We start from the raw sequence: 16,165 nt of genomic DNA on the forward strand, positions 1-16,165 counted from the left end.
CTTCCTGTGTTGGTTAGTTGGTGTGGGCAAGCGCCCAGGCGATGGCGTGGCCGGTGTCTTCGAACAGTTCGTCAGCCTTGGCGATCAGGGCGAGTTCGCATTCAATGAAACTGCGGGCGTCCGGTCCCCAGCCGCCGATGGGCTGCTGGGCGAGTTTGTAGACGCGGGCGTCGTTTCCGATCCGGCCTTTGCCCAGGTGCCGGTAGGTCGAGGCGAGGACGAAGTCTCCGTAGGCGATAACCGTGCCGTAGCTGTCGGTCGCCATCTGCAGCTGCTCCATGGTGGTCTTGCTGGTGTTCATGACCTTCTCCTTGTCCTCTTGTTCGGTCATGTACATACAGCCATAGGTGTGCGCGGTTATCCAGTCGCTTTTCGCCGGTTCTCCGCAAGGAACTCAGTGGCCGGATTTGGGCAGGGTTTTCCATGCCGCGTTGCCTTCCAGATTCGCTAGCAGGACTCGGCGCACGTGCTTGTAGCTGTCGCCGATCATGCCCAAGCGCAGCAGCCAGCAGCGCATCGCATACTTATCATTCCCTGGTTCAGGTGGTTTCGGTGAGATACGGGTGGAGGTCTTGGCGTGCTCGATCATGAGCTGAAGGAGCACACTGGCCGCCTCGATCACCTCCGCGTCAGGAAGTTGTTCGAACCAGGCAAACTCAACCGTTCCCTCCACCGCATTCAAATTCATCGGAGTGGCCGGAATGCCCAGCGCCTTAGCGATGAGTTCTCCCTTGGCGGCGAACAGGGCTTCGAGCTTCGCGACTGTGGCTTCGTCCCACCCGGTCGTGGGGAAAGCAACCGTCAGCCCGTACTCCTCGCTCGTGGGCGCGAACCCGGCCTTCTGTGTGGCTTCAATGAGCGCTTCGGCGTCGATGCCCTCTGGGAGGTGGAGCACCCAATCCCGATCAAGGCGTGCAGCGCCAATCAGGTAGTCGAACGTGGGCGTGCGAGTATACTCCGCTCTGACGCCAAGGTCAGAGGCGATGGTGTCGGCGAGTTTCTTACGCCCGCTCTTGTTAGAGACGAACGAAATTTGGTTCATGCCGCCACACCCTCACCGTCAAACCAAGACTCGACCAGTTGCAGGTAGCTGGTTACGTCGTGTTCGATCGCACCGGCAACCAGCGAAAAGTTCCACTTTCGCGCAATGTCGAGGGCTTCCTCGACGTCCCAGATATTGATGCCCGCTTCGAGCATCTCGCTGATCTCAATATGCAAATCACTCATGACCATCCTCCATCTCCTCTTTCCCCTAGTTAGGGGGTCGTTTGGTCATGTACATACAGCCATAGGTGCGAGCGCTTATCCAGTCCTTGCGCGAGCAAAATTCTTCAGTCTTTCAAGGACGTGGCGAGCCACGGGCAAAGCGATCCCGTTGCCCCACAACTTGTATTGCGCCGAATCCGACGTCGGGTCTGCGAGCCAGCTGGCGACCTGCTTGCGGGAGCGCGGCCTAACGCCTCGGAGGCGGTTCCATTCGGCCCACACGTCCACCCAGTAGTCGAGCTGGGCATCGGTGGGGTCGGTGATGGCGAGCTGGTCGCACCAGTTGTCGGGGAAGCCCTGCAACCGGGCGCACTCGACCGGCGTCAACCGTCTGGGGCGCAGCGACGAACTGGCGACCATGGGCGGGTCGGTGTAATCCGTGGCCAGCAGCGTACCTGCCTGATCCTTGGTGGTGCGGGTGAAATAGTCGGCCTTGGATGCGGCATAGACGGGTTCCAAGATGACCATGCCGCCTTGGTTGCAGGTCGGCTCCCCGCCTTTCAGGTCGAGGGTTTTCGACACTTCCGCTTCGTAGCCGTAGTGGCCGCCACCGCTGCGGGACTGGTGGATCGAATTCAGGCCAAACACCCTGCGTTCCTCTGGGGCGTCGAGGAGGATGGGGACGTTGGTGGGTGAGTTGCCCATCCGGGCAGTCAGCGTCTGCACCACCCCCGAGGAGTTGACGGTCAACCTCGAGTCCTGCGGATGATGATTCAACAACATCACCGAGCTGCTACGGCCTCCAAGGCTTGCTTCAGGGGTGTGGGCATGGTCTTGTTCTTGCGTGCCGCACGATTCAGGATTCCTTGGCAGGCTCGCGGGCTCAAAAAGAATCTCGGGTGCGGATCGGCCTGCAAAATCTGCGACAAGGTAGATGCGGCGGCGTCGTTGGGCGAGGCCGAAATGTTGCGCATCGAGTACACGCCATGCAACCGAGCATCCGCCTGCCACGACGGTCCCAGCGTCGGCCCACCGCGTGTCAGGAACAGGCACGTCAGCAACGGACGGCGCGACGACCTGGATGAGGCTCGTGAGGACGGCGGCGAAATCCGCCCCTTGGTTGGAGGAGAAGGCTCCCGGCACGTTCTCCCAGACAGCAAATCGGGGATATTGGTCATTAGTCGCCTCCCTCATTTCCTTGATGATGCGAACAGCCTGAAAGAACAGGCCGGAACGTGAACCTGCCAGCCCGGTCTGCCGTCCTGCGACCGACAGGTCTTGGCACGGCGACCCGAACGAGACGATGTCCACCGGCTCGATCACGGTGCCGTCGATAGTGTTGACGTCGCCGAGGTGGGTGACCTCGGGCAGACGGGTGGAGGTGACGAGGATCGGAAACGGCTCCACCTCGGACGCCCAGACGGGGCGGATACCGACGTGGAGGGCGGCGAGTGGGAAGCCGCCCGACCCATCAAACAGAGAGCCAAGCGTCAACGCGGTCATGTGGTGCCTCGATCCACTGCCTTCACGACATCCAGGTAGGCGAGCTGCTGGCCGTCGCGGAGACACGTGATTCCTGCGGCGTCTCCGGTGGCGTCGGCGTAGCGGCGCAGAATAACGCTCGCGTATTTCTCGTCCAACTCCATGCAGTAGCAGATGCGGTCGGTTGCCTCAGCTGCCATGAGCGTGGAGCCGGAGCCCGCGAACGTGTCGAGCACGATCGCGTTCGCCTGGGTGGAGTTCTGAAGCGGATACGCCAACAAGTCCAGTGGCTTGCTGGTTGGGTGGTCGGCGTTGCGGCGTGGCTTGGCGAAGTTCCAGATCGTGGTTTGTTTCCGGTCGGCGTACCACTTGTGCTTACCCGTCTTTACCCAGCCGTAAAGGATCGGCTCGTGCTGCCACTGGTATGGGGATCGCCCCAGTACCAGAGAGTCCTTGACCCAGATACAACAGCCGGAGAGCTTGAAGCCTGCGTCTTGAAAGGCGCGACGGAAGTTCAATCCTTCGGTGTCGGCGTGAAACACATACGCGGATGCGCCCTTCTCACACACTTCCGCCATCTGGGTGAAAGCGGCGAGCAGGAACTCGTAGAACGCGTCCGCACCCATCTTGTCATTGCGGATCGACAAGCCATCAGACGATTCGAACGCCACGTTGTACGGCGGGTCCGTGAGCACAAGGTTCGCGCGCGTGCCATCCATGAGCACCTCGACGTCTGCTTGCGAGGTGGCATCCCCGCACACGAGTCGGTGGCGGCCAAGCGTCCAGATATCCCCGCGCTCCACGAACGCGGCGGCCTCCAGGGCGGCGGTAAGGTCGAAGTCGTCGTCCTCAACCTCGCCCTCATCCAAGGAGCCGATCAACTGCTGGATTTCGGCGTCGTCGAAGCCAGTTAGTTCAGCATCGAAATCCGAAGCATCGAGGTCGGCGATGAGGAGGGCGAGTTTGTCGTTGTCCCATTCGCCGCTGATCTTGTTGAGCGCGATGTTGAGTGCTTTCTCGCGGGTCTCATCGAGCTCCACGACGATCACGTCCACGTCCGTGTGGCCTAGATCTTCGAGCACCTTCAAACGCTGATGACCACCAACGACATGACCAGTGGTGGAGTTCCAGATGACGGGTTCGACGTAGCCGAACTCGGTCAAGGATCGCTTGAGCTTCTCATACTCAGGATCACCGGGCTGGAGGTCTTTACGCGGATTGTAGTCAGCGGGCTTGAGTTCACTAATGGGCATTGGCTTCATGAGCATGTGTAGTCACCGCCTTCTTTAATGCGTCGACGTGAGCGAACGAGTTCTCCCAGCGCAGACCGGGATAGCCGAAATGTCCGTAGGTCGAGTACCTTGTAAAACCAGGCTTGCGAAGATTCAAAGCATCGATAATTCCACCGGGGCGTAGCGGAAACACCTCGGCTACGGCCTTAGCGAGGATCTCGTCGGTGTATTGGCCCGTGCCGAGCGTGTCCACGCTGAAGGCGACCGGGGCAGCCTTCCCAATCGCATAGGAAATCGCGACCTGGCATTCGAGTGCGAGACGGGCATCGACGATGGTCTTGGCTATCAGACGCGCCATGTATGCACCCGATCGATCAACCTTCGAGGCGTCCTTGCCTGAGAACGCACCACCACCATGTGGGGCGAGACCGCCGTAAGTGTCAACCATCAACTTGCGACCCGTCAGACCCGTGTCGGCCTTTGGACCACCCACCGTAAACAAGCCCGAGGGATTCACCAGAATCTCGGTGTCAGCGCTAATCGGCAGGTACGGTTTGCACGAGGGTGCGACGATGAGGGTTTTGACCTCTGCCGCCAACTCATCCAAATCCTTCGCCGCTTTGTGTTGGATCGACACCACCACGGTCTCAACCGCCACGGGCCTACCAGCAGCGTCGTAACGAACTGTCACCTGTGCCTTACCATCAGACTTAATACCGGTAATCGTGCCGTCCTTGCGGGCCTTATCGAGGCGGGCGCAAATCTCGTGTGAGAGCACCAACGGCAACGGCAAACGCTCCGGGGTTTCCGCCGTGGCGTAGCCGTAGACGGTGCCCTGATCGCCCGCGCCCTGCAACGCAAACTCACTCGTGTCTCCGAAGCGAGCCTCCAAGGACTTGGAAACTCCTGCGTTGATGTCTGGAGACTGCCTGCGAGTCCAGACGAAAACGAGGAACTTCCACGGCGCATAACCCGCCTTCACCAGCGCGTAACGCACCGACTCACGAATACGCGGACGAACCTTCGACGTAATCTCGCCAGTCACAATGATCCTGTGGCCAGATGCCATCACTTCTACTGCAACGCGTGCGGATGGATCCTCGTAGAGAATGTCGTCAAGGATTGTGTCTGAGATCAGATCGCAGAGCTTATCGGGATGGCCGATACACACGGCCTCAGCAGTCTTCGTAGACATACATACTCACTTTCCGAAGAATCAAGGCATAGAAAAGTGCCCACCCATCCGGGGCGGGAGCACAAAAATCAGAGAGTTGTTAGGAGCGGGCTTTCAACAACTGCTCCATCACGTCATCACCCGGCGCCGAACCTGAGTAGTCGGTGGTGCAGGTGGCGCGCACGATCTCGTAAATCTCGTACCAGTACACGTTCGCTTGCTTCCCGAAAGACTGGGACATAGCAACGAACGGGGATGCGATCGCTGCCCCTGTGGTTGGGTGTTTGCCGAGCAGACCGAACTTGGAGATCGCTTGCTCGCACTGCACATACCGCGCGAAAGACTGCGCATAGGATTCAATCAGCCTGGGTGCCACGAACTGAGAACAACCACGAGCATCAAGCCACTGCCACGTCTCCCGGTAGACCAAATCTGCGCCGAGTGGTTTGCCATCGCGCTGGATGTCGGAGAGATAATCCGATGGTTCAGGCATGGTCTCACCAGCAAGCACCGCACCATCCCCGATATCTGAGCCTGCAAAGTCAAACGGCTCACCCAGCGGATCCTCAAGCCGAGTGGCTGGGCGGCCAGCTGCGAGCTTCTCATTCAGCGGATCAGGCTTCGCGCCAGCTCGCACGCGGCGGCCACCACGGTTCGTTCCGTCTTTCGCCATGGGTTTTCATCTGCTTTCCTGCTTTGATATAATTAGTGGCGTGCCGAGACCGAAGACGAAAACTGAACTATTGGATGCCGCCGAGGCGCAGTATGCGAAACTGGACAGCCTCATTGAGGGCATGAGTTCCGACGATCAGCATACGAATTTTGATCCCAGCATCACTCAAATCGGTAAAGAAGCCCACTGGGCGCGGGATAAAAACCTGCGCGACGTCCTTGCCCACCTGCACGAGTGGCAGCGCATGTTGCTTGGCTTCGTCGACGCCAACCGCCAGGGTCAGCCTCGACCGTTTCTTCCGTTTCCTCACACGTGGCGAACCACGCCAACGCTCAACCAAGAGATTTGGACTCAATATCAGGGCACTGAGCTTGAGGCTATCCGCGAGAACCTCGCTGACAGCCACACCGCAGTAGTGGCTCTCATCGGCGAGTTCACCAACGAGGAGTTATTCACCAAGGCGCATTTCCCGTGGACGGGCACAACCTCGCTCGGCTCCTACTGCGTGTCAGCCACATCAAGCCACTACGAATGGGCAATCAAAAAGCTCCGTGCATTCACCAGAAAGCCGCCAGAACAACCCCATAACCAAGCCGCCCCCCAGTAGCTTCTTACCACGCTGTACACCACAGACAGATACTCGGGAGCCTCTGGTATAGGCGCTCCCGTGCGCCTTTTCGTGACTGTCGGGTTCAACGCACCAGGCCTCGTGCCTGCATTCACGCAACATCCGCCCGATCAGCGCTATCCTTAGCAATGCAGGGAAACCCTTCTTGTAGAATGAGAACTTATTGGGCATACAACTCCTGATGCCGTTGCCGTATCAAAATGTGTAGCGAAAAGTTGAAGGGACTGGTCATCAAAAAAATATCTGTGTTTCTTGTATCCGCTCTGGCATATTTTGTCGGCGCGTGGCTTTTCGCCGCCATCTTTCTACGGTGCAAGGATCAGGATCAGAGATTTTTTGTGGTCTTCTTATTGATGCCACTCATGTATGTGTGTTTCACGATTCTTCTTCTGCTTTTTAATAAGCATTTCATCGGTATTCAATCTGCCCGCGCGTTGCAACTTTCAGCAGGAGCCTTTATCGGACTCTCAGCTTTTCTCTTTTCACTCGATGGTGTCGGCTCGTTAGTTCATAGTGATTCTTTTTCTCAACTGCTGAGCCAGTTTTCCGTTCCCGCCATCGGCGCTCTTGTTGCTGGTGGTGTAGCGCTTGGGTTTAGCGTTTTTACCCAAGCGCCACACCAAGGAAAAGACCAAATCAATTATCGGTAGATGAATTCAGCTAGCTTTCGGCAAGCTGTCAAACGAATCTCTTCCTTGACGTATCCAGCCAGGAACCATCCTAAAACGGCGCTATCCAAGTCGGCATATTCACTTATTTTCTGATATGCCTCAGTGGAATTATTCGCCCCCAAGCTCCAGCCAATCTGCTTGAATCTGTTGGCTAGTTTGCTGGAGTTGTTGTAGTACTCTCGCAGTGTTGCTGACAGAAGATGACTGTTGGAATCGTTGCCGTTTTCTAGCGTGTTAGCGATGACGATGGCGTCTCCGTCACAGCAGAGGTCGTCACGGTTACAGTTGTTTCCTACCGATTCCCATTCTCCCTTGTCGTTTTTCTTGTCAAGTACTAGCCCCTTCAAGCCAGGATGCTGACGGTAATCGTTACCTTGACCGACTAGAGCTGCGGCCACCTGATCCAGGTTCGCACTGGGATTCCACTCAAGCGTTTTCTGAATGTTTTCCATGGCAGTAGCCAGGTCTCCAGCCCAGCCAGTCCACGCATCAGGGATAACATTCCAGTTGGTGTATCCAAGCGTTGTTGCCGCCAGATGTGCAAGATCAACCGATTCTCCGGTCTTGTCAGTCATGGATTGCCGCCACGTGTTATCAATATAGCGATTCAAGGCAGCGATGATCTTCTTGCCTACAGCGTCCTTCTCGAGTACGCTCGCGTCAGCGCTCCTGAAACTTTCGGCAGACACGGACCAGTTCACCGCAGATCCACTACCACCGTCACGCAGGTAGGCTTTTGCTAAATAGTTGAGGATGCAACGCCAAGTTGGAACAGTGACCCATGTTCCTCCACCATGAAATCCTGCAACGTAGTCTTTTCCAACCTTGCCACTGGCACGAAGTTCTTCGAAGCGTTTCTCTAAATGCCAGATCAGATCAATCGGAGCCAGCTTGTTGTAATCAATGCTGGTGTCGGGCGCAGCGTCACCGGCACTCGAAGGAGCAACATGATCAACTGCCGCTGCTTGTCCTGAATAGGCGACCCGATCTAGGTCAAAACCAGCACCCTTGTAGTCACTGATTTCAGTGAACTGGTCATAGTTCCAATCGTCAGGAATAGGGAAGCCGAGGTTGCCGGAGAATCCTGTAGACATGTCCGAGACGAACGCGCTTCCAGCGTAGCCGGCTTTAATGATGCGGCTACAAATGTTACGCGAGGCGTAGATGCCTACTTTGTATCCGCCTCCCAGGCTTCCTCGCACACCCTGGAAATACGGAAGAATGTGACTTGTGACCTCGGGGTCGGTCGCGTCGAAATCAACTGCGAAATAGATATACGTTCCCGGAATGCCAAGTCTTTGGGCTGCTTGCCTTGCGAGCGTCGCGTGCCGAGCGCCGTTTTCCCGCGTGAAGTGTCGAAGCTTGGTTGAGTACTCCTGGAAAATCGGGAAGAACTTCATCCCTCCGTTGGTGATGCGTTCAAGTTCTCCGGGGCGAATTGCTTTGAAATAGTCAGACGGATCTTTTGAATCCTGATTCGGCTCAGTCAGGTAACGTCCTACGATCTCATAGCCGTTCGCCTTAAGTAGGTTGAGTCGCTCAGCCGTAATCTCGAAGCGTGTATCGCATGCTTTACAGGCGCGATTCGGATCACCTTTCGAGGTCAACAGGCTCATCCATGTAGTCGAGTCAACCACCCCGCTTCGTGGGAGCTGATACTTTGCTTGGAATTGCGGAACGAACGTTGACAGTGCGGTTTGTGCAGAAGGATAGATATCGGGAGAAATCCGGTTACACACTAGAGCAACCTGAGCTAGCCAAGCCCACTTCGGTAAACTTGCCGCATTGCTGGGTGTAACTATTGTTAGACGCGCTTTGGTGCCATTGCCGAAATTACCTGTGGCTTCCGCAGGGCTAAATCCTTCAATGGCTTGCAAAACCTGAATCAGAGCAGTGTTCATTTCCCGACCGTAGAGTCCATCGGTTGGGATGATTCCGGTATAAGCGCGATACTGTTGATTGATTTGTTGCTGTGCTTGCCGAATCGCTGAAATGCCCCCATAAGAGCGAAGCAGGACGAATTGCTGCATTGACAACAGCGCTTTCATGACGTCGAGCGTCACAGTGGAATCTCCACCAATGCCCATGTCGCTCTTAAGCTGTTTGATGGCCTTTCCAGTTCCGCTATAGAAGTGAGTCGTGATATCGCTGGCACCGGCAGAATATCCCTTGCACCACAAGGCGCCTTGGATAATGCCGTACACATTAGAAGTCTCCTGTGCACCGTCATCCTGTTGGCGGATGCCGTTAGGCCACCGCGACTGGAAGCGACTGATAGTTCCCGGTCCGAAATTGTTCGCCGTTGTCGTAATACCCAGCTCGATTTGCAGGGCCCGAATCAAAGCGTTGACCGTGCCCCAGCCGGTATATCCGTCCTCTATGACTGAACCGAAACCAGCCTTGCTCCTATAGGTGCGATTAAGCCATTGCTGTGTTTTTAGCACCATTTGATCTGTCATGATTCCTCCTTTTTGGAAACCAGTTTGTTAATTCAAGACAGGCGAACACCTGCCAGGGAGGGATCCAGAACACCGGATGAGAAGCTCCGAGTTTATTGCCCTCACCTGTACGTCCCTGGGAAACCTAAATCCGGACGGACAAAGCGCAAGAAAACCGAGCAACACTCAGCGGGATTTCACCCCTCACTGGTACTGCCGACGAAGCCCGAAGTGTTAATACCCTGTTTGATTCGGTCTTTTTGCGCACGGTCGGCCCCGCCCGCTGACCTGTCCCGAGGTCGTAGAGATTCGACGACCCTACCCCTCGTAAGGCTTTCGACGTTGCCACGTGTTCGGCAAACGCCAGGAGAGTAGGCAACTTTGAGGTGCGCGACGACAACCGCGACAGGGCGGAACGTGGCGAAGAATTCAGTAGGTGTAGACCCGAGGTTGTTGCCGCCACCGATCATCATCAAGCGCGCTCTGGCGCGAGTGGCAGGGCTTGCACAGCGAACGGAGGTTGTCGAAGTTGTGGGTGCCGCCGTGCTCAAGCGGGAGCACGTGGTGGACTTCCTGTGCGGGCGTGTACTTGCCTTGCTCTAGGCAGTCTTCGCAAAGCGGATGGGCGGCGACGTAGGCGGCGCGGATCTTACGCCACCGCGCGCCGTAGCGGCGGTTGATCTTCGGATCACGCTGATACTTCCGATACCGGGCGTCCTCCGCCTTGGCATGGGCGTCGCAGTAGCGTTCACGGGTCAGTTCAGGGCATCCAGGGTGGGAACACGGGGACGCTGGCTTCACTGGCATCGCTGGCTCCTTCCCCCTGGATGTGGTGAAGCCCCAAGTTCCCGTGTGGGTTCTTGGGGCTTCTCCTAGTTTTCAACCACTTACATGTTCTCACACCGATATGCGGTTTTCTATCGCATGTTTCGGATACCGGCTAACGCTAGAGCTGTCCGTATAAGGCGGTGGCGAACCTGTCGAGGGCTCGGTTCTTGCGCCGATAGACCGTGTCACGCTCGACGTAGAAGTGATCGGCGATCATCGACACCTTCTCATCTTGTGTCCCCTCGCTGAGGAAGAAGCCTTCGAGGATGAAGCGGTCGTCTTCAGCGATGACTTCCCACGCAGGTAAGAACCAGTCCATGTACTGGCGGGCCTGTAGGTAGCGAGCCTTGTAGGCGTCGATTCGCTCAATGCTCGCGACGATCCTGTTCTCCGAAGCGTGGAGGTTGCCTGATGGTGGCGTGCCGTCCATGCGTGGGGATGCTGGGCTTGCCGCGTCAGCGTAAGCCGTCTTGATCTGCTCGTCGGTACTCTCGATGATCTGTTCCATCACCGCATAATCCTGTAGCGCTGCGATCGCGGCTTTCCTTGTGTCGAGGTATTTGGTCATCACATGCATGAGCTTGTCCTTTCAGTGGTTGTGATTTCTGCTGTGACCGCGTCGATCAACGCAGCCTGCGTAGCATCTTTCGCATCAAGAGCTTTGAGCACGGCTTCATCGAGCGTCCCTTCCGCAACCAGATGCGTGATCGTCACAGGTTCGGATTGACCTTGCCGATACAAGCGAGCGTTCGTCTGTTGATAAAGCTCCAGGCTCCACGTCAACGAGAACCACACCAGCAGATGCCCGCCTGCCTGGAGGTTCAATCCGTGACCCGCCGATGCTGGGTGGATCAAGCCGAGGGTGATCTCACCTTTGTTCCATGTCTCGATATCCGCGCTTGTTTTAAGTTCGCGAGCCTGTGGGAAGCGGGCGGTGATGCGCTGACGGTCATGGGTAAACCAGTAGGCTACGAGCAGTGGGTTGCCGTTGGCTGCCTCGATGAGATCTTCGAGGACGTCGAGCTTGCGCTCATGAACCGCCGTCCATTGACCGTTGCTGGTGTAGATCGCGCCGCTCGCGAGTTGGAGTAGCTTGCCGGACAAAGCTGCGGCGTTCGCGGCATCAATCGTCGCCCCATCAAGGTCGAGAACGAGGTCAGCTTTGAGTTGCTCGTAGACCTTGCGCTCTTTCGGCTCCAGCACCACAGGCATTGTCGTCACCGTCAATTCCGGTAATTGCAGGTGGTCGGTGGTTCTCATCGACAACGTCATGTCACCAATCACACCGTAGATCTCATCTTCGGCACCCGCGCGGGGCTTATAGGTGAACACCTGCATCCCGTTGCGTTTATCGGGTACGAACCAACGCTCCCGATAACGAGTAATAAACCGGCCCAAACGCTCGCCGCCGTCGAGAAGCCGGAACTGCGCCCACACGTCCATGAGCCCGTTCGAGGCTGGCGTTCCGGTCAGCCCGACCCAGCGTTTAACGTATGGTCGCATTTTCACCAGCGCCGTGAACCGTTTCGCACGGTGGTTTTTGAAGCTGGAGAGTTCGTCGATGACGACCATGTCGAACGGCCAGCTACCCCCGAGTTGGCTGATGAGCCATGGGATGTTTTCACGGTTGATGATGGTCACCATTGCAGACTTGGATAACGCTGCCAGCCGGTCTTGTTTGGTGCCAACAGCGACCGCGACGGTGAGCCCGTCAAGGTGATCCCACTTCGATATTTCGGCGGGCCAGGTGTCTCGGGCTACCCGAAGTGGTGCGATGACGAGGACTCGGTGGATGGTGAAGTAGTCGAGCATGAGCTGCCAGATCGCCGTCAACGTGATCACCGATTTGCCCAAACCCATCCCAAGGAAGATCGCGGCCTCGTGGTGGTCGATGATGAACTGGGTCGCCTGGCGTTGGTAGTTATGCGGCTGATAGTGCATCAAGCACCTCCTGTATGCCGTCAATCGAATCAACAACCAGAGCGGTGAAACCTTGCTGGCGGAGTTGGTTCATCCGGCGCACTTGGATTGGCCGTGGCTTCTTGCCTGATGCTTTGAGCTCGACGAAAACAGCCCGGTTTCTCGTCAGGCATATCCGGTCAGGTACACCCGTGGTTCCAGGGCAGACAAGCTTCCAGCACAAGCCGCCAGAGGCTTCAACGGCTTTCTTCAGTTGGTGTTCTATGGTTCGTTCGTTCATGGTCACTCCTTGAATGGTTTCTCAAGGGGTGCAGAGTGGTGCAGGGTATTTCCTAACCTTTTACATAGAGAAAAACACCATGTAATTTCACATGCGTAAGGTAGGAAAACGGGTTGCACCGGTCTGCACCCTCATAACTTTCAGCTGTTGAATTCGCTGGTCAGGGCCAGCCCGTAGACGCGGATACCGGACTTGGTTTTCTTGCGCTCGAATCCTGCTTGTTCGCATGCGGCGTTGAAGTCGACCATCGGGCGCGCCCATCCTGAGGTGTTTTGCGCCCACGCCCGATACGTCTGATAGAGGTCACCAGCCCTCTCCGATAATCCGTCCTCGACGTCGCACGAGTCCTCAAGGAACTGCGAGAACCAGTCGTTATCCTCCTTATATGCTTGCGAGGCTTGAACCACCTGAGGCGGCGGAGTGAGCTTGTATCCCTCACTGTGAATGAGGCGCGCTCCCTCCATGATCCAGGAAAGGATTGCTCCGCCAGCGTGTTCGTAGAGGTGGTCGGCATAGTTCTTCACATCCGTGTCGCCTTCGATGGTGGCGTTGAACGGGATGACGATCAGACGCCGCCAGATGCCTGCATCCATAGCTCCCACACGCGGCAAATGGTTCGTGTACAAGACCAGCGTGTGGGAGGGGGTGAAGGCGAAGGGGTCCTTGAACTTTTTCTCTGCCGAGATCTGATCGGTCGAAGCAAGCTGTTTGACGTTCGAGGTTGATAGGCGCATACCTTCTTCGGTTTCAGCCGCGATCAAGAGACGTTTGCCTCTGGCTTCGGCGAGTTCGGGTTTGACGTTGCGACGCACCCCGACCGTGAGCGCGTCGGCTGAGATCGTGCCCGAATACGTCCCCAACACGCGGGCGATGGTGTTCCAGAACGTGGATTTGCCGTTTCGCCCGTCCCCGTAAGCGATGACGAGCGCTTCTACGAAAACCTGCCCGATCGCCGCCAACCCCACAATGCGCTGCACATAACCAATCAACTCAGGATCTCCTTGGAAGAACACGTCGAGCGCGTCGGCCCAGATCTGTGCACCCTCATCGCTGGGGCCGACAGCGGTCTGCTTAGTCAGCAGATCGGCGGGATTGTGCTCGTGGCTACTACTGTCGCGTAGATCCCAGGTACCTGCCGGGGTGTTGAGCTGGTAGGGGTCGACGTCAAGGTCACGGACACGTACCTGCAAGATCGGCCCGGCTTCTTTCAACGTGGCCGTGATGTTGCGTGACAAACGCCTGGAGAGAACGAACTTGTGGTAGTTCTTTGCCTCATCCCACGCCCGGAACGCGGTCGCTTGCACAGGCGTGAGCTTGGCGATGCCGCGTGCTTTCGACGAGGCGGAGGCCATCACGAGATCTGCACCGGTTGCCGTCATGGTCTCCCACGTGGACGCGATCAAGCGGTCGGCTTCCTCGAGCTGGCGGGAGGTCAATTCCTGAACGACGCCTTGTGCAGATAAGTCGTTCTCATCCCACACGCCATGGTCGTAGACAAGCCACTTGGTAGCCAGTGAGTAGCGGATCTTGTTCGCGTATTCGCCAGCTAATGTGTCTGCCTGACCGACATCGGAAAAATCATCCGGACGCAAACCCGCCAACGCCTCATACGCCTCTGGCGGCAGATAGCCTGGATCAGCAGCGACCTTCGAAGCGAACCTGCACGCGCTATTCCAAATCGTCTGTAATTCTCCCTCGTTGAGCGGTGGTTCGCAAAGGTTGGCTTTGCGATTGAAGAGGTCTCGTGCTTGGTCGGTATCGCCGTAGCGGATGAGGACCCTGCCTGCGAAGCGCGACAACGTAGCGTTGCGCGAGCCTTCACCAATCACAAGAGTGGAAGCATCAAATGCGGCGAACACGTCCTGCTCATCAGCGTTATCGAGCCACGCATCGAGCAACTGGTCGCCCTCACGCACCGTAACTTGTGGGTTAGAGGTGCCGTAGATGAAGCGTCCTGCGTCAAGAGCGTTGCGATCGAAGAAAGCAAACCGCGACGCGAGGCGGTGTTTCAATCCTGCGTATTCGTCTGCGCCTTGTACTTCTCGGATTGGGAAGTAAACGTGGAAACGCGGCCGCGCAGACAACACACCCTTCGCCTTCATGTGATTACGAGACGTGGCGGCCATGAACTCCACGCCCGCCATCACCTCGCCAAGCTTCTCAGGCGTGACCCACTCGGACTCGGTGTCGGTGTGATCGTTGTCGATATCCATCACCACGCAGTCCGAGGCTATGAAGGCTGCAGTTGAGCGGCGATCATTCGCATAGGTTGCGGCTACGTGATCGAAGCCCGCGACTGCAGACAGGGATGCCACGTCGGCGATGGTTTGCTGGTTCGGGTAGTGGTTGTTGTTCTGCACGCCGCTCACATTCGCGGCATAGAGGGTGAAGGGCGTGGTCATGGCGTGACCTCCTTGAAATCAGAATCGAAAAACTTAATCGGCAACTCGAGGTCGCGCGCCCACCCGATCTCTAAGCGCATACCAAGGCTGACGCGTCCCACGTATGCCCAGAGGGCTTCGCATTTAGCGAGCAGCACCCTGTTGAAGAACATCGCCAGCTCCCGCTGATCAGGGTCTGCGTCATCCATGAACTGCGGGAACAACAGGTGTGGGGCGAATGGGATTTTGCCCGCGCTCACTGCGAAGGAGCAGAATTGGCGGGCGAGCTCAACGTTCGCTTGCACGTCGCCTGAGTAGGGCGAGCAGATATAAATCAAGGGCCGGTAGCCGAATTGTTCGCGCTGCAGCTTTTTGAGCGCGTGGTAGCTGGTTAGGTCCAGGTAGCCTTCGGTGTTCTTCTTCGAAAACCCAATATCGAGTGTCGTGGCGGTCATGCTTGCACCTGACCTTGACGCTCGATGACAGGCAGAATGCCGAGCTGGTTCTTGAGCAGGTCGTAGATGAACAGACGCCCCTTTTGCGTCCAGTACATGTGGGTGCGGGTCTGCCCCTCGCCGTATTCGTGGGTCTTGGACTGGGTGTATCCCTGCTCGGCGTACTTCGCGTACAGGAACCACCGGTCCGACTGATGGAACTGCACGTGAGCATCACGCAGGATCCGGTTGAGTTTCTTCGCGGAAAGTCCGTAGTCCTTCGCAATCGCGGTCGTCGTCAACAACGAATCGGACTGCAACACGAGGTCGTAGTACGAGACTTTCGGTGCCGCCTCAAGTAAGGCTTGCTCTGCTGCCAGGCGCTTGGCCCGCTCAGCACGCAGCGTGGCGATGGCATGCTCGAGGAACTCATCATCAGCGAGCAGTTCGTCGTATGCGTACATGCCGTGGCGGCGAATCGTCGGCAACACCTCATCGAACACCCAGGCTTCGAACTTCTGCGCTGCCGGGAGCTTTGAGGAGATGATGAGGCGGTACAGGTTGCCCTCGGTAATGAAGCGGACCTGCTGGATTCCACCAGCGGTCTCAAGGGGGTGGTAATTTGCCACCCCCTTGCAGTGTAGCTTCACCGCGTTCGTCGGATCCTGGTAGCCGAGCGCGGTGGCGACGTCCTTGCCGCAGAAAAGGATCTGGCCATCAGTGGTGATGGTGCGAATGGTGCCGAACACGTCGTTGGTGAATGTTTGAATCTGGTTTCCCATGGCGGGGTTCCTTCCCGAGACCCCGTCGAGAAAAAA

17 protein-coding genes are annotated in these 16,165 nt (G+C 57.1%); 2 read left to right on the forward strand and 15 right to left on the reverse strand.

What is annotated here, in order from left to right; all coding sequences use genetic code 11:
• Nucleotides 1-13: 13 nt before the first annotated feature.
• From JOD50_RS02800 to JOD50_RS02830, 7 genes are all read right to left on the reverse strand, one after another.
• Nucleotides 14-301 carry an Nmad4 family putative nucleotide modification protein gene (locus JOD50_RS02800; protein WP_096883526.1) on the reverse strand — a complete coding sequence of 96 codons (288 nt, stop codon included), beginning with the start codon at nt 299-301 and terminating at the stop codon, nt 14-16.
• A gap of 93 nt (nt 302-394) precedes the next feature.
• Nucleotides 395-1,042 (reverse strand): hypothetical protein, encoded by a 648-nt coding sequence (locus JOD50_RS02805; RefSeq protein WP_204880330.1) that lies wholly within the window; start codon nt 1,040-1,042, stop codon nt 395-397.
• Entirely contained in the window at nt 1,039-1,227 is a 189-nt protein-coding gene (locus JOD50_RS02810) for a cell division protein (RefSeq protein ID WP_167380522.1), read from the reverse strand. Before JOD50_RS02810 ends, JOD50_RS02805 begins: the two co-directional genes overlap by 4 nt.
• A 75-nt stretch (nt 1,228-1,302) precedes the next feature.
• Nucleotides 1,303-2,700, reverse strand: coding sequence for a DNA cytosine methyltransferase (locus JOD50_RS02815; RefSeq protein WP_476704300.1), 1,398 nt, complete (start codon nt 2,698-2,700; stop codon nt 1,303-1,305).
• A 5-nt stretch (nt 2,701-2,705) separates the two neighbouring features.
• Nucleotides 2,706-3,941 carry a site-specific DNA-methyltransferase gene (locus JOD50_RS02820; RefSeq protein WP_239541504.1) on the reverse strand — a complete coding sequence of 412 codons (1,236 nt, stop codon included), beginning with the start codon at nt 3,939-3,941 and terminating at the stop codon, nt 2,706-2,708.
• The gene (gene metK / locus JOD50_RS02825) at nt 3,931-5,115 is read right to left on the reverse strand and encodes a methionine adenosyltransferase (RefSeq protein WP_204880331.1); all 1,185 of its coding nucleotides are present in this window, start codon (nt 5,113-5,115) and stop codon (nt 3,931-3,933) included. Before metK ends, JOD50_RS02820 begins: the two co-directional genes overlap by 11 nt.
• 79 nt (nt 5,116-5,194) lie before the next feature.
• Nucleotides 5,195-5,767 (reverse strand): terminase, encoded by a 573-nt coding sequence (locus JOD50_RS02830; RefSeq protein ID WP_096882516.1) that lies wholly within the window; start codon nt 5,765-5,767, stop codon nt 5,195-5,197.
• Between the two features lie 40 nt (nt 5,768-5,807).
• On the opposite strand from JOD50_RS02830, the gene JOD50_RS02835 reads away from it, so the two are divergent.
• Both JOD50_RS02835 and JOD50_RS02840 read left to right on the forward strand, forming a co-directional pair.
• The gene (locus JOD50_RS02835) at nt 5,808-6,374 is read left to right on the forward strand and encodes a ClbS/DfsB family four-helix bundle protein (RefSeq protein WP_004007622.1); all 567 of its coding nucleotides are present in this window, start codon (nt 5,808-5,810) and stop codon (nt 6,372-6,374) included.
• A 266-nt stretch (nt 6,375-6,640) separates the two neighbouring features.
• Nucleotides 6,641-7,045: a hypothetical protein gene (locus JOD50_RS02840; protein ID WP_226998112.1), complete on the forward strand. Its 405-nt coding sequence runs from the start codon at nt 6,641-6,643 to the stop codon at nt 7,043-7,045.
• On the opposite strand, the gene JOD50_RS02845 is transcribed toward JOD50_RS02840, so the two are convergent.
• The 8 genes from JOD50_RS02845 to JOD50_RS02880 all read right to left on the reverse strand — a co-directional run bounded on the left by JOD50_RS02845 (nt 7,036) and on the right by JOD50_RS02880 (nt 16,129).
• Entirely contained in the window at nt 7,036-9,525 is a 2,490-nt protein-coding gene (locus tag JOD50_RS02845; RefSeq protein ID WP_166683320.1) for a glycoside hydrolase domain-containing protein, read from the reverse strand. The two genes, JOD50_RS02840 and JOD50_RS02845, sit on opposite strands and share 10 nt — an antisense overlap.
• 408 nt (nt 9,526-9,933) lie before the next feature.
• Nucleotides 9,934-10,311 (reverse strand): HNH endonuclease, encoded by a 378-nt coding sequence (locus JOD50_RS02850; protein WP_204880333.1) that lies wholly within the window; start codon nt 10,309-10,311, stop codon nt 9,934-9,936.
• Nucleotides 10,312-10,450: 139 nt separating this feature from the next.
• Entirely contained in the window at nt 10,451-10,909 is a 459-nt protein-coding gene (locus tag JOD50_RS02855; protein WP_024330635.1) for an ArpU family phage packaging/lysis transcriptional regulator, read from the reverse strand.
• Entirely contained in the window at nt 10,900-12,273 is a 1,374-nt protein-coding gene (locus tag JOD50_RS02860; protein ID WP_204880334.1) for a DEAD/DEAH box helicase, read from the reverse strand. The genes JOD50_RS02855 and JOD50_RS02860 overlap by 10 nt, the downstream gene beginning before the upstream one ends.
• Nucleotides 12,254-12,538: a VRR-NUC domain-containing protein gene (locus JOD50_RS02865; RefSeq protein WP_476704301.1), complete on the reverse strand. Its 285-nt coding sequence runs from the start codon at nt 12,536-12,538 to the stop codon at nt 12,254-12,256. The genes JOD50_RS02860 and JOD50_RS02865 overlap by 20 nt, the downstream gene beginning before the upstream one ends.
• A 134-nt stretch (nt 12,539-12,672) precedes the next feature.
• The gene (locus JOD50_RS02870) at nt 12,673-14,934 is read right to left on the reverse strand and encodes a phage/plasmid primase, P4 family (protein ID WP_204880335.1); all 2,262 of its coding nucleotides are present in this window, start codon (nt 14,932-14,934) and stop codon (nt 12,673-12,675) included.
• Nucleotides 14,931-15,368 carry a DUF7768 domain-containing protein gene (locus JOD50_RS02875; RefSeq protein WP_004010829.1) on the reverse strand — a complete coding sequence of 146 codons (438 nt, stop codon included), beginning with the start codon at nt 15,366-15,368 and terminating at the stop codon, nt 14,931-14,933. The genes JOD50_RS02870 and JOD50_RS02875 overlap by 4 nt, the downstream gene beginning before the upstream one ends.
• Nucleotides 15,365-16,129, reverse strand: coding sequence for a phage antirepressor (locus JOD50_RS02880; protein ID WP_004010830.1), 765 nt, complete (start codon nt 16,127-16,129; stop codon nt 15,365-15,367). Before JOD50_RS02880 ends, JOD50_RS02875 begins: the two co-directional genes overlap by 4 nt.
• Nucleotides 16,130-16,165: the final 36 nt, after the last annotated feature.

This window comes from Pseudoglutamicibacter cumminsii (assembly GCF_016907775.1).
GTDB classification, from domain to species: Bacteria; Actinomycetota; Actinomycetes; order Actinomycetales; family Micrococcaceae; genus Pseudoglutamicibacter; species Pseudoglutamicibacter cumminsii.